Genomic DNA, 12,905 nt, shown 5'->3' on the forward strand with positions numbered 1-12,905 from the left:
ATGAAGCTCCACACGCTGCTGACACTCGCCGGTGCATCGACGCTGCTGGCCGCCTGCAACCTGCTCCAAGACGGCCCCGGTTCGAGCGACGTCGACGCCGCCGTGCGCCGCGCGCTCGAGGCGGAAAACCACGGCGGCCTGAACGCACTGTTCGGCCAGCCGCTGCCGGTCTCGGCCGATGTCGTGTCGGCGAAGCCCGATGGCGACTGCAAGAAGCTCGGCGATCGTACGTACTCGTGCGACGTCGTGGTCACGTGGCGCAATGCCGACTACAAGCCTTCGCGTGCGAACCTGACCTTCGTGAAAGCCGCCGACGGCTCTTGGCAGACGTCCGGCGTCGACGCGGCGATCGTGTCCGGCGCCGCGAAATCGCTGGTCGACGAGATCGGCAAGGCGTGGCCCGGCAACGCGGCAAGCGGCGCGTCGGCGCCGCAGTGACGCGCCGGCGGCGCGGCGCACACTGATTCCGCGGGCGCGGTTTCGTCCTGGCGGGCCGCGCTCGCCTCGTTTCTTCAAGCCATCGACGACCATCGCCCGTGCACGCACGACCGCAGGCGGCGGGGCGCGCCATCCGACCGGCACGGCCCGCGTTCGGCACCGATTCACCGAAAAGGGGTTCGAGCACCTGCTCCCTAAAGACCGAACACATCCTCGGTATGCGGGCCGGGTTATAGGGAAAACCCTTATTTCGAGATATAATCATGGCCTAAGAGATAGGTCAGAACCATGCCTGAACGTTTCCAAACCATTGAAAAATTTGTGTTTTCCCTCGTCGTGATGTCCGCCGTCGTGTGCTCGGCATTCCTTGCGTATGAGCGTCACCCCGAGATCAAGATCGCGCTGCACGAAGGCGAAGCGCTGATGCGCGAGAGCGCCAAGTACTCGGTCATCTGCTCGCCGTCCAAGGTCGATCCTTGCGTCGAGATGTCGGCTTACTGAGATTCGCGTCGGTCGCGTCGGCGCCGTGCGCTGCGATCGAAACGCACGTTTCCAGAATCGGCCCCATCCAGTTTCGGACTTGTCCTATATCTCTGGTCGTCTGGATTCCTTAAAGTAGAGCCCATCAGGAATTCAGAAACCGGCCGCAAGATAGGGCGGATGCACGAACCCGTAACGTGCCGAGTCGCTGGCGTAAGCAGCCCCCGTATTCAGCCGGCCCCGCTTCGAGCCATCGAGCGGGGCCGTTCCGTTTGCGCGGTCCAAATCACCTTCCGCAGCGCCATGCGCCACGCGCGTCACACCACGTGCCGCGGCATCCCGCCCGCGAACGCGGCGACATTGTCCACGAGCTGATCGGCGAGCGCCTGCATCGCTTCGTCGCTCGCCCACGCAACGTGCGGCGTCAGGATGAATGCCGGATGCGACAGGATCGCGTGGAACGGATGCGCGGCCGGCAGCGGCTCCTGCGTGACCACGTCGAACCCCGCGCCCACGATCTGCCCCGACTGCAATGCGTCGACGAGCGCGCTTTCCCGGATGGAAAGGCTGACGCAACGCCTGCATGTGGGGCGCGACGCGCGCCTTTCCGAAACGGAAAGGCGGGTTGAGGATCGATCGATTTTCGCCGGTCGCGAACGCCGTCATGATCGCCTTCATCGACAACACGATTGCATCGGAGATAGTCATGACACGCCCCCTGGACGGCATCCGCGTGCTGGAACTCGGCCAACTGATCGCCGGGCCGTTCGCGGGCCGGATGCTCGCCGAATTCGGCGCCGACGTGCTCAAGGTCGAGCCGCCCGGGCTCGGCGACCCGCTGCGCAAATGGCGGCTGCTGCATGAAGGCACGTCGGTCTGGTGGGCCGCGCAGTCGCGCAACAAGACCTCGCTCACGCTCGACCTGCGCACGCCCGAAGGGCAGGATGTCGTGCGTCGCCTCGTCGCGCAAACCGACGTGCTGATCGAGAACTTCCGGCCCGGCACGCTCGAAGGCTGGGGGCTCGGCTGGGACGCGCTCTCCGCGATCAATCCGGGGCTCGTGATGCTGCGCGTGTCGGGCTTCGGCCAGACGGGCCCGTACCGCGACCGTCCCGGCTTCGGCGTGATCGCCGAGGCGATGGGCGGCCTGCGGCACCTGACCGGCGAGCCCGGCCGCACGCCCGTGCGCGTCGGCATCTCGCTCGGCGATTCGCTGTCGGCGCTGCACGGCGTGATCGGCGTGCTGCTTGCGCTGCGGCATCGCGAACAGCAGGGCGGCAAGGGGCAGGTCGTCGACGTCGCGCTGTACGAGTCGGTATTCAACATGATGGAAAGCCTGTTGCCCGAATACTCGGCGTTCGGCGCCGTGCGCGAGGCGGCCGGCAGCAGCCTGCCCGGCATCGCGCCGACCAACGCGTACCGCTGCCGCGACGGCAAGTACGCGCTGATCGCCGGCAACGGCGACAGCATCTTCCGGCGCCTGATGGAGCTGATCGGCCGGCCCGATCTCGGCAACGATCCCGCGCTCGCGCACAACGACGGGCGCGTCGCGCAGGTCGAACGCATCGACGCGGCGATCGGCGCATGGAGCGCGCAGCACGATCTCGACGCCGTGCTGGCCGCGCTGAACGACGCGCGCATTCCGTCCGGCCGCATCTACGACGTAGCCGACATCGCGGCCGATCCGCATTACCGCGCCCGCGACATGCTCGTCGATGCCGCGTTGCCCGACGGCACGCCGGTAATCGTGCCGGGCATCGTGCCGAAGCTCGGCGCGACGCCCGGGTGCATCGAACACGCGGCGCCCGCGCTCGGCGCCAATACCGACGCGGTACTCGAATCGCTCGGCATCGATGCGGCGACGCGCGGCGACTGGCGCACGCGCGGCGTGATCTGAGAAGCGGAAACAGGAGACGACGACATGAACGGGCAACGCAAACGGCTCTACATCCACGAAGTCGCGACACGCGACGGTTTCCAGAATGAAGCGGCGTTCGTCGACACCGACGACAAGATCGCGCTCGTCGACGCGTTGAGCGCGTGCGGCTACGCGAAGATCGAGGTCACGTCGTTCACGTCGCCGAAGGCGATCCCCGCGTTGCGCGATGCGGAGGCCGTGATGCACGGCATCGCGCGCGCACCCGGCGTCGTCTATACGGTGCTCGTGCCGAACGTGCGCGGTGCCGAGCGTGCGCTGTCGTGCGGCGTCGACGAAGTGAACCTCGTGATGTCGATGAGCGAAAGCCACAACCGCGCGAACCTGCGGATGACGCGCGAGCAGTCGTTCACACAACTGCGCGACGTGATCGACGCGGTACGCGGCGCCGGTGTCGCGATCAACGTGTCGCTGTCGACCGCGATGGGCTGCCCGATGGAAGGCGATGTGGCAGCCGAAGTCGTACTCGCCTGGATGCAGCGCTTCGCGGATCTCGGCGTGCACGGCTTCACGCTGTGCGACACGACGGGCATGGCGTTTCCGTCGCAGGTACGCGACCTGTCGGCACGGGCCCGCGAGCGCTTCGGCGCACTGCAGCTCACGCTGCACTTCCACAACACGCGCGGGATGGCGCTCGCGAACACGCTCGCGGCACTCGATGCCGGGATCGACCGCTTCGACGCGTCGCTCGGCGGGCTCGGCGGCTGCCCGTACGCACCGGGCGCGACCGGCAACGCATGCATGGAAGAACTCGTGCACATGCTCGAACTCGACGGCTACGATACGGGCATCGATCTCGCGGCCGTGCTGGCAGCGTCGGCACGGCTGCCCGCGCTGATCGGCCATGACGTGCCGAGCCAGATCCTGAAGGCCGGGCGCCGCTCGGACCTTCACCCGGCGCCGCGCGCAGACGCCGGCGACATGCCCGTGCAACGCGCGTTCTCGTGAACCACGAACAGGAGCAAACCTCATGGCGCTGATTGACCACCTCGACCATCTCGTGCTGACCTGCGTCGATCCCGACCGGACCACGCATTTCTACACCGAGGTACTGCAGATGCAGCTCGAAACCTTCGGCGCCGGCCGGATCGCATTCCGCTTCGGCATCCAGAAGATCAATCTGCACGTGCGTGGCGCGGAGTTCGAACCGAAAGCATATGTGCCGGTGCCAGGCGCGCTCGACCTGTGCTTCATCGCGTCCGTGCCGCTCGACGACGTGATTGCGCACCTGAAGCGCGTCGACTGGCCGATCGTCGAAGGGCCGGTCGAGCGCACGGGCGCGACGCAGAAGATCCGGTCGGTTTATGTACGCGATCCCGACCTGAACCTGATCGAGATCTCCGAGTTGATCTGAGCACCGGTGCACCGCCGCGCCGTATCGCGCCGTCGCACGCGCGTGTGCGGACCTGAACACGGTGCGGCTGCATGCCGCGCCGATCTCCCGCCGAAATCGGACAGCCGGTTTCCGCGCTCGCCGAATCCGGATAGCCGGCCCGTGTCGCGCTGCGGATAATGCTCGCATCGGCGACTGAGAAGCCGCCTTCGCAGCGGACGCAACGCTTGCGCCCGCGCTTCCGCAACCCGACCCAGGCAATTCCCGATGACGATCCTCTATCGCGGCATGGACCGCGCGGCGCTCGACGCCGCTTATCTGAACACGAAGGTGGTACCTGATTTCCCAGCGTTGCTGGCGTCGATGCAGGCGCGCAGCGCAGCGCTCTATGAAGCCGCATCCGTCAGGCGCGACCTGCGTTACGGCGCGCAACCCGCGCAGCGTTTCGACTGGCTGTCGTGCGGTCAGCCCGATGCGCCGCTGTTCGTGTTCATTCACGGCGGCTACTGGCAGCACTGCGCGAAAGAGGATTTCGCCTACGCCGCTAGCGGGCCGCTCGCGCGCGGTTTCGACGTGATACTCGCCGAGTACACGCTCGCGCCGGTCGCGACGATGACCGACATCGTCGGCGAGATCGGCGCGCTGCTCGACTACCTGGCGAACGACCCAGACGGCCTCGGTACGGCGAAGCGGCCGATCCACCTGAGCGGCCATTCGGCCGGCGGCCACCTGACGGCCGTGCACCGCGCGCATCCGGCCGTCGTGTCGGCGCTCGCGATCAGCCCGCTCGTCGATCTCGAACCGATCTCGCTTTGCTGCCTGAACGACAAGCTGCAGCTCACCGCGCACGAAGTCGACGCGTACAGCCCGTTGCGCCATGTCGGGCGCGGCGCGCCGACGGTCGTGGCGGTCGGCGATGCCGAACTGCCCGAACTCGTCCGGCAGGCACGCGACTACGCGACGGCGTGCGAAGCGGCCGGCGAACGGATCGCCCATGTCGGGTTGCCCGGCATGAAGCACTTCGACGTGCTCGACGATCTCGAGAAGCCGGACGGTGCGATGCTCACCGCCTTGCTGTCGATCGCGCCGCGCTAGGCGCGCCGTATCGCGCGGGGGCGGCCGCGCGTATGATCGGCGTCAGGCCGCCGCGCTGACGGCATGCGCCGGCACGGCCTTCCCAGGACCCACGACATGGTGAACCCGCTTCATTTCGATCTGCAGTCGCTGCGCGTGTTCGCGCTCGTCGCCGAGCACGGCAGCCTGACGAAAGCGGCCGAACACGGCCAGCTCACGCTGTCCGCGGTCAGCAAGCGCATCGCCGAGCTCGAGAGCGTGACGGGCAGTGCGCTGTTCGTCCGGCATGCACGCGGTGTGGAGCTCACGCCCGCAGGCCGCGCGCTGCTCGACCATGCGGCGAAGGTGATCGAGCAGGTCAACCGGATGGCGCACGAGATGAGCGATTACGTCGCCGGCGTGCGCGGCCACATCCACGTGTGGACCAACACGTCCGCGATCGTCCAGTTCCTGCCCGCCGACCTCGCCGCGTTCCTCACCGACAATCCGGGCATCAAGGTGAGCCTCGAGGAGCGGCTGAGCCACGAGATCGTCGACGCGCTCGCGTCCGGCAAGGCCGATCTCGGCGTGTTCGCCGACAACGTGCCGGCGCCCGGCATCGAACGGCGGCTGTACCGGCGCGACGAGCTCGTGCTGCTCGTGCCGCGCACGCACCGGTTCGCCGCGCGCGACAGCATCCGCTTCGCGGATACGCTCGACGAGGACTACGTCGGGCTCAGCGACGGCAGCTCGCTGCTCGCGCGCATGACCGACGCGGCGTTCGCGGTCGAGCGCTCGCTGAAGTTGCGAATCCAGGTATCGAATTTCGACGGCGTGAGCCGGATGATCGAGGCAGGGCTCGGCATCGGCATCCTGCCGCGCGATGCGGTGACGGGCGAGCGCGCGGCGCGGCTCGGGGTCGTGAAGCTCGACGATTCGTGGGCGACGAGAACGCTGTGGGTGGGGGTGAAGGCGGGGAGTGTGCTGACAACCGATATCGCGAAGCTGTTCGATTTCATGTCGGCGCGGTGAGGCGGGGTTGAATTCGGCAAAGCCGGTTCGGCCCGGATTCCGGAGAACACAATCATCGGGCCGCGTTCGCACCGATTTCCGACGTTCTGTCCAATCCCTCAACAGCTGGATGCGGGGCCGCTACATGAACGAATCGAACTACCGCCTTATTTTCGGCTTTGTCGTTATTGCTTACGGTATCGCGATGTCCGCTGTCATGGCATTTCGTCCGGAACGAATATTGGCCTTCTATTGCCGATCGAGGGCCTGGCGATGGTGGTACAAATTCATTTACAACATGTCTACCGAAGACGTCATGTCGGCCAGAATGGTTCGAATCACCCGATTCCAGGGGTGGATAGGGCTGGTGTTCTGTACGGTCCTCATGTGGGGCTTCCTGTTCCGCAGGTAGCATGGCGTCACTTGCTCGCGAATTCATGGGCGCCCTTTCGGGATCGGGCGAACGTGTCACCTCAGATGACTCGCAACCGATCGCCCAAGAAATCCCCCAGCCATCGAGAGTGATGCGGGCGCACGTTCTCATGCCCCCGCATTCCCCACCCTCAAACCGGATTGATCTCGTCCTGACTGCGCCGCGTCGTCAGCGGCCCGAGCACGCGCAGCGTGACCGCGACGACACCAAGCGCGACCGAGATCACCCCGAACATCGCACCCGCGCCATAACTGCCAAGCACCGGCAACAACACGAACGGCAGCGCACCGCTGACGATCCGCGACAGCGCATAGGTACTGCCGATCGCCGTCGAGCGCACCCGCGCCGGGAAAATCTCCGCCTGGTACACGTGATACGCGTTGCTGAACACGTTCGACGCGCAGGTCGTGAGGAACCCGAAGCCGACGATCAGCACGGTATTGCCCGAATACGCGAAGCACAGCCCGAACACGGCAATCGACAGGATCGACACGATCACGAGCGTGCGGCGCTCGATCCAGTTGAGCAGCGGAATCGACAGCAGCGAGCCGACCGGATAGCCGATGAACGACAGCGCGATGAACAGCGTGCTGTCCGTCACGTCGAAGCCGCGACTCTTCACGACCGTGCCGGCCAGCGTACCGAAGCCGTAATAACCGAAGCCCTGGAACAGGTGAAAGATCGCGAGCATCACGTAGCGCGCGCCGTACGGTTCGCGTCGCAGCAGCGCGATACGCTCGCCGAGCCTGAGCGGCCGTTGCGGCTCGACCGGCTCCGCGAACTGCTCGGGCACGCGCACGCCGGTGCTTTCCGCGAAGCGCCGCGCTGCCGCGTACGCATCGGCCGTTCGCCCCTGCGCGAGCAGCCAGCGCGGGCTCTCCGGCAGCCGATGCCGGACGAGCAGCACGTACACGGCGCCGAGGCTGCCGATCGCGAGGATGATGCGCCAGCCGGCTACGCCGCCCACATGCAACGGGTTGAGCCACAGCGCGAGGAACCCGACGAGCGGCACCGCGACATAGGAGGTCGTATAGGCCCACGCGGCGAGCCGCCCGCGCTTCTCTTTCGGCAGGATCTCGGACAGGAAGCTGTCGGCAACCGGATAGATCGCGCCGACGCCGATACCCGTCAGGAACCGGCACGCGACGAGCATGTCGGCATTCACCGAGAACGCGCCGACCAGCGAGAATGCGCTGTACCACGTGAGCGTCAGCAGGAAGGCCTTGCGCCGGCCGATGCGGTCGGCGAGGCTGCCGAGGCACATCGCGCCGACGAACATGCCGATGAATGCCGATGCGAGCAGCAGCTTGAAATCGGTGCTCTGCCGGCTCAGCCCGTATTCGTTCTGCAAGGCGGCACCGATCGTGCTGACGAGGAAGATCTCGTACATGTCGAAGAACAGCCCGATGCCGATCACCCAGACGACGAACCGGTGCAACGCACCGACGGGCAGGTCGTCCATGAAATCGCCGAGCGTGACGCGGCGGGCGGGGCGGGCCGACGCATCGGCACCGACGCCGGCGGCAGCGGCCGGTGGTCGTGCGGAAGCGGGTCCGCCCGCGTTGCCGCCGAGATCGAGGGAATGGCTGTTCATCGTGTCTCCTGATTATCGATCCGCCGTGGCGCCGGGCCCGGCCGTTCGCAACCGGCGCGATGCATCCGGTCGCACGACGCGGCGGCAGGCACCGCAAGGCCAGTGAAAGGGCCGGACAGGCGGGCTGTACCGATCGTTCGACACATGGTGGGCAAATCCGCCGCACGCGATAATTGCGGATGCTTCAAGCGTCCTTTCCCGCGCAGAAAGGGTGCGGAACACGCGGCAGCCGGCATGCACGCGGCAGGCCCGTGCAGCCGGCCTGGCGCGCGGTCACGCAACGGAGCCGATGGCGCGCTCGCGCAACCGGCAGGCGGGAAAACCATGAGGCCGGTGGCCTGGTCGCCGGCGCGAAAACCACCAGCGGCCAGGCATTCGGGCTCAATCAGCCGGCACGAACGCTGCCCCGTAAAACACGCGCACGGGGTTGCCGCGCTCCAGCGCAAAGTGCTGCATCCGCCGCTGCCGGCGCGCATCGCACGCGTGACGATCGGCTTCCTGCTGCAGGCGAACCTGCAGCAACTGCAGCGCCAGGCGTTTGTTCGCGTGCTGGCTGCGCTCGCTTTCCATGCGCACCGACAGGCCGGTCGCGACATGGGTCGCACGAATCGCGGAGCTCGTCTTGTTCACGTGCTGGCCGCCCGGCCCGCGCGCGCGCATCGCTTCGAACCGCACGTCGCCGTCAGGCAGCGGCCGCGCGTCGGTGCAGCGCGTGACGCCGATGAACCAGTTCTTGCGCGGATGACGCAACCGGTACGGGCTCGCGCAAATCCATTGCAGCGTGCCCGTCCAGCGGTCCGCGAGTGCCTGCGCACCTTCGCCGTCGAGGTCGAACAGCGCCGAGCGCAGCGTGCCGGGCCGTTCGCCCGGCTGCGCATCGAGCACGGTGACGACGACGCGCTGCATATCGGCTTCCGCCTGCAGGCGCCGCAATGCATTGGCCGCGGCCAGCTGGCACTCGAGCGGGCCGTGCGCCGAAGAAATCTGCATCAGCATCGGCCAGCCTCCCCGGACGTCTTGTAGGTCAGCACCGGCGCGAGCCGCGCCAGCTTGCGCAGCAGCCCGGCCGCTTCGAGCGCGTCGACGACGCTGTCGATCGGCTTGTAGGCCTGCGGCGCTTCCTCGTACAGCAGTTCGCGGTCTTCGCAGATCACGTGGCTGCCGAGCGGCGTGCGCGTGAGCTGCGACGGCGTGAAGCGCCGTTCGAGGCGCCCCCTGCAATCGCCGCGCGCCCACTTGCGGCCCGCACCGTGCGCCAGCGACGCCAGGCTGGCCGCATCGTCGGGCCGCACCGGTGCGACGAGGTAGCTGTAGTCGCCGCGCGATCCGGGAATGACGACCGGCCCCGCATCGGCCGGCGTCGCACCTTTGCGATGCAGCCAGCCCGGCTCGCCGTCGACGTTCGCGCGGCTCACCAGATTGTGGTTCACGTCGAGCACGCACCGGCCATCGGTGCGCCAGCGTGCCAGCATGCGCCGCGCGATCAGGTCGCGATTCGCGATCGCGTAGCGCAACGCCGCATCGTGACGCACGAGGTATGCCGTGCATGCGGCGTCCGTGTCGACGAGGCCGTTGTAGCCGTGCTCGCGCATGTGTTGCTCGAGGATCGACTGGCCGAAGCCGCGCGACCCGCTATGCACGAGCAGCAGCAGGCGATCGGGATCGAGACCGAGCGCCGCGAGGGGCTCGGTTTCGTACATTGCGTCGATCCGCTGCGCTTCCGCGAAATGATTGCCGCTGCCGATCGTGCCGAGCGATGCCGCGTACGCGTGATCCGCGAACCCGGCGGCCGCAATGAGCGGCTGCCAGCTTGCATCGGGCGTGGCGTCGATCGAGCCGAGCCGGCTCGCCAGCTTCGACGCACTGACGCGCCGCGCATCGAGCGCGGTTTGCCACAGCGCCATCCCGCAGCCGATATCGCCGCCGATCAGCGCCGGATACAGCTGGCCCGTCGAAAAGAACGCGGCGCCCACCGGGTAGCCGCGTCCGGGGTGAAGATCGGGCATGCCGGCGACGCGCCGCATGCCGGGGAGGGTGGCAGCGTGTTCGAGCTGCCGGATGGCCTCACCTTCGATCCAGGTGGTGGCGCAAGCGCACAACGTGATGCGCTCGCCCAGGTATTGCATGGAATTGCCCATGGAGGTTTCCGTTCGATGAAAAAGGAGAACGGCGGGCCATGGCACAGGCAGCGCACACATGCGCTGCCCGGCATCGGAAGTCGGGAAGAGGGCGGCACGACCGGATCGGAACGACCCGGCTCATCGCCGTGACGGCGATACGTGGTGCTGCTTGGTGGCGTGAACGATGAAACGAACGGACGCGAAAAACCCGAACTACGACCCGCGACGGGAGGAGTATTGGCGTGACGTCATGATTTTTTCTCCTTGCGAGTGAGGGGTTGATCGGAATGGCGGCGACTCTAGCACGCACGCGACGGGCGCAGCAAGCGGGGGGCGCAGCGTTGCGCATCGAATCACCGCTTGATGTGGCGAAAAACACACAAGTAGGAATCCATATCACTCCCATGTCGATGGCGTGCCTGGCACGCCGCAGCAGGCATTCGACGCACGCCGACACCCGCAATGGCTGAACGCCATCACGCTTGACAGCGCAAATACCGTTTCGTAGCATCCGCCTGCTTCATCCCTGAACCCTCATCGAATCGGTGATCCAAGTGCCCGCAAACATTCGTCCCTTCGCCTGATACGCCGACGACTGCCGTCCCGGCCGCGTGTCGTCCTGCCCGTTTCCGTCCGCCTCGCGGCGCCGGAACAGTGTCGCAGGGCCGCGCCCGGACACGCACTGACACCGCAACGCACACCCCATCGTTCGTTCCCGTCGTCGGCTTTTTCTGATATTTCCGGAGAAAGACCATGACGCTGGATTTTCGCGCCTACGCGCAATCGCTCGACCTCGCCCGCTACCCGCGCACGCCGCACCTCGAAGGCTCGCGCCTGCAGGACGGCGACGAAGGTCACGACCACGTTCCCTATCGCACCCTCGCGGGCGCCCATCTCGTCGTCGAGGAAAAGCTCGACGGCGCGAACACGGGCATCAGTTTCAGCCCCGCGGGCGAACTGCTGCTGCAGTCACGCGGCCACTATCTGGCCGGCGGCGGCCGCGAGCGGCAGTTCGGGTTCGTGAAGACCTGGGCCGCCGCCCATGCCGGCTGGCTGCTCGAGCGCCTCGGCGATCGCTACGTGATGTACGGCGAGACGATGAGCAAGAAGCACGCGGTGTTCTACGACGCACTGCCGCATCACTTTTTCGAGTTCGACGTGTTCGATCGCGCGACGGGCCGTTTCCTGTCGACACCCGCGCGTCGCGCGCTGCTCGCCGGCGGCCCCGTGCTGTCGGTGCCCGTGCTGTACGAAGGCATCGCGCCAGCACGGCTCGCGGACCTGAAGGCCATGCTCGGGCCGTCGCTCGCGAAGACGCCGGACTGGCGTCGCGCATTCGAGGAAACGGTGCGGCGGCAGGGGCTCGATCTCGCGCGGGCATGGCAGCAGTGCGACAAGTCGGAGCGCTCCGAAGGGCTTTACGTGAAGGTCGAGACGGACGACACGACGACCGCGCGCCTGAAGTGGGTGCGCCACGATTTCGTGCAGGCCATTCTCGAATCGGCGCGCCATCACTCGGAGCAGCCGTTCATCCCGAACCTGCTCGCGCCGGGTGTCGACCTGTATGCGCCGCGCCCGACCGTAACGTGGGCCTCGCGCCGCGCTGCGCACCCGAACACATGAATGCGGAACGGCCGAGCGCCGTTTCGAGAGGAGTCTTGATCATGAAGTACGAACAGTTGCAGGCACTCGTGCCCGCACCCGGCCGGCAGCCGGACTATCACGCGTGTCTCGCGGCATTTCGGGGATCTACGCCGGAACCCCAGAAAATTCCGTCGTTCCACATTGTGAACATTAATCGGCTTATTCCAGCCGAAGAATGTTGGAGCGACGTCCGGTGAGTGACATGACGGTCTCGGTCACACGGACCATCAGGACCGTTACGCGGGGCCCAGTTCGATTACATTGTGGGACAGGTCGAGACAATCTTCGCAGTCCCGGCAAACCCAGTGCAGCATCGGCCCGACCGGATCTGGATGGTCGCTGAACGTTGTCAGCGCCGCGTCGTACTGAGCATCGGACGTGCTCGAGCGCAGTATCCGCTCGAGATTAGACTCGATGCTGTCCAGGCTGCATTCACCGATGCCGGACTTGAACACCGTCACACCGCCTGACGGGTTGACCGCGAAGAAGAAAAACGCCTTCGTGTCGACCATGTGCGACAGGATTGTCCTGGCGATGAAGTTGCTCGGATTGATCAGCGCATTGAAGATGCGGTAGCCGTAAAACTCTAAGCCGAAGTGTACGACCTCGAAGTCGTCGGTGCCGCGTATCGAGTGGCCAAAGTTGAAACCGCTGCGTGTTACGTCGTTCGGAATGTCATCCACCGGCCGCAGTGCCAGGCAAGCATAGTGCGTCTGGCCCTCGGCCACGAGTCCCATCGCAAAGCAGGGCGCGCGCTCGGCCAGCAAGGCCTCGACAAAATTCCGGTTCATGCGGAGCGTTGGCAGCATCGGGCATCCTTCATCGTGAATCAAATCAACATTTGCCGACCTGGCTGTGCGGTG

12 protein-coding genes and 1 pseudogene are annotated in these 12,905 nt (G+C 66.5%); 8 read left to right on the forward strand and 5 right to left on the reverse strand.

What is annotated here, in order from left to right:
* Entirely contained in the window at positions 1-438 is a 438-nt protein-coding gene (locus LXE91_RS14020; protein WP_039354969.1) for a hypothetical protein, read from the forward strand.
* Between the two features lie 288 nt (positions 439-726).
* Entirely contained in the window at positions 727-939 is a 213-nt protein-coding gene (locus LXE91_RS14025) for a hypothetical protein (RefSeq protein ID WP_039354966.1), read from the forward strand.
* 296 nt (positions 940-1,235) lie between these two features.
* Here the strand turns inward: LXE91_RS14025 and LXE91_RS14030 are convergent.
* A pseudogene (locus LXE91_RS14030) lies at positions 1,236-1,478 on the reverse strand (NAD(P)-dependent oxidoreductase); the annotation flags it as partial.
* 146 nt (positions 1,479-1,624) lie between these two features.
* Here LXE91_RS14030 and LXE91_RS14035 point away from each other — a divergent pair.
* From LXE91_RS14035 to LXE91_RS14055, 5 genes are all read left to right on the forward strand, one after another.
* Positions 1,625-2,815, forward strand: coding sequence for a CaiB/BaiF CoA transferase family protein (locus tag LXE91_RS14035; protein ID WP_039355045.1), 1,191 nt, complete (start codon positions 1,625-1,627; stop codon positions 2,813-2,815).
* A gap of 24 nt (positions 2,816-2,839) precedes the next feature.
* Entirely contained in the window at positions 2,840-3,802 is a 963-nt protein-coding gene (locus LXE91_RS14040) for a hydroxymethylglutaryl-CoA lyase (protein WP_039354961.1), read from the forward strand.
* Positions 3,803-3,824: 22 nt separating this feature from the next.
* A complete protein-coding gene (locus LXE91_RS14045; RefSeq protein ID WP_039354958.1) occupies positions 3,825-4,208 on the forward strand; it encodes a VOC family protein in 384 nt (127 codons plus the stop codon).
* Between the two features lie 246 nt (positions 4,209-4,454).
* Complete coding sequence (locus LXE91_RS14050; RefSeq protein ID WP_039354955.1) at positions 4,455-5,282, forward strand: alpha/beta hydrolase; 828 nt, start codon at positions 4,455-4,457, stop codon at positions 5,280-5,282.
* Positions 5,283-5,378: 96 nt separating this feature from the next.
* Complete coding sequence (locus LXE91_RS14055) at positions 5,379-6,272, forward strand: LysR family transcriptional regulator (protein WP_039354952.1); 894 nt, start codon at positions 5,379-5,381, stop codon at positions 6,270-6,272.
* Positions 6,273-6,814: 542 nt separating this feature from the next.
* Here the strand turns inward: LXE91_RS14055 and LXE91_RS14060 are convergent.
* The 3 genes from LXE91_RS14060 to LXE91_RS14070 all read right to left on the reverse strand — a co-directional run bounded on the left by LXE91_RS14060 (position 6,815) and on the right by LXE91_RS14070 (position 10,416).
* Positions 6,815-8,278 (reverse strand): MFS transporter, encoded by a 1,464-nt coding sequence (locus LXE91_RS14060; RefSeq protein ID WP_039354948.1) that lies wholly within the window; start codon positions 8,276-8,278, stop codon positions 6,815-6,817.
* Between the two features lie 381 nt (positions 8,279-8,659).
* Positions 8,660-9,274 carry a peptide chain release factor H gene (prfH, locus tag LXE91_RS14065; protein WP_039354945.1) on the reverse strand — a complete coding sequence of 205 codons (615 nt, stop codon included), beginning with the start codon at positions 9,272-9,274 and terminating at the stop codon, positions 8,660-8,662.
* Entirely contained in the window at positions 9,268-10,416 is a 1,149-nt protein-coding gene (locus LXE91_RS14070) for an RNA ligase RtcB family protein (RefSeq protein ID WP_039354942.1), read from the reverse strand. Before LXE91_RS14070 ends, prfH begins: the two co-directional genes overlap by 7 nt.
* Before the next feature lie 735 nt (positions 10,417-11,151).
* On the opposite strand from LXE91_RS14070, the gene LXE91_RS14075 reads away from it, so the two are divergent.
* The gene (locus LXE91_RS14075) at positions 11,152-12,021 is read left to right on the forward strand and encodes an RNA ligase family protein (protein ID WP_039354939.1); all 870 of its coding nucleotides are present in this window, start codon (positions 11,152-11,154) and stop codon (positions 12,019-12,021) included.
* A gap of 257 nt (positions 12,022-12,278) precedes the next feature.
* Here LXE91_RS14075 and LXE91_RS14080 read toward each other — a convergent pair whose 3' ends face one another.
* Positions 12,279-12,851: a hypothetical protein gene (locus LXE91_RS14080; protein WP_007180433.1), complete on the reverse strand. Its 573-nt coding sequence runs from the start codon at positions 12,849-12,851 to the stop codon at positions 12,279-12,281.
* Between the last annotated feature and the right edge of the window lie 54 nt (positions 12,852-12,905).

The organism is Burkholderia contaminans (assembly GCF_029633825.1).
Lineage (GTDB): Bacteria > Pseudomonadota > Gammaproteobacteria > Burkholderiales > Burkholderiaceae > Burkholderia > Burkholderia contaminans.

What these genes read in the sequence shown, in the direction of transcription:
- LXE91_RS14025 (WP_039354966.1), top strand. Translation starts at nt 727, where the DNA reads ATGCCTGAACGTTTCCAAACCATTGAAAAATTTGTGTTTTCCCTCGTC.
- LXE91_RS14070 (WP_039354942.1), bottom strand. Translation starts at nt 10,416, where the DNA reads ATGGGCAATTCCATGCAATACCTGGGCGAGCGCATCACGTTGTGCGCT.
- LXE91_RS14020 (WP_039354969.1), top strand. Translation starts at nt 1, where the DNA reads ATGAAGCTCCACACGCTGCTGACACTCGCCGGTGCATCGACGCTGCTG.
- LXE91_RS14035 (WP_039355045.1), top strand. Translation starts at nt 1,625, where the DNA reads ATGACACGCCCCCTGGACGGCATCCGCGTGCTGGAACTCGGCCAACTG.
- LXE91_RS14040 (WP_039354961.1), top strand. Translation starts at nt 2,840, where the DNA reads ATGAACGGGCAACGCAAACGGCTCTACATCCACGAAGTCGCGACACGC.
- LXE91_RS14060 (WP_039354948.1), bottom strand. Translation starts at nt 8,278, where the DNA reads ATGAACAGCCATTCCCTCGATCTCGGCGGCAACGCGGGCGGACCCGCT.
- LXE91_RS14045 (WP_039354958.1), top strand. Translation starts at nt 3,825, where the DNA reads ATGGCGCTGATTGACCACCTCGACCATCTCGTGCTGACCTGCGTCGAT.
- prfH (WP_039354945.1), bottom strand. Translation starts at nt 9,274, where the DNA reads ATGCTGATGCAGATTTCTTCGGCGCACGGCCCGCTCGAGTGCCAGCTG.
- LXE91_RS14075 (WP_039354939.1), top strand. Translation starts at nt 11,152, where the DNA reads ATGACGCTGGATTTTCGCGCCTACGCGCAATCGCTCGACCTCGCCCGC.
- LXE91_RS14055 (WP_039354952.1), top strand. Translation starts at nt 5,379, where the DNA reads ATGGTGAACCCGCTTCATTTCGATCTGCAGTCGCTGCGCGTGTTCGCG.
- LXE91_RS14050 (WP_039354955.1), top strand. Translation starts at nt 4,455, where the DNA reads ATGACGATCCTCTATCGCGGCATGGACCGCGCGGCGCTCGACGCCGCT.
- LXE91_RS14080 (WP_007180433.1), bottom strand. Translation starts at nt 12,851, where the DNA reads ATGCTGCCAACGCTCCGCATGAACCGGAATTTTGTCGAGGCCTTGCTG.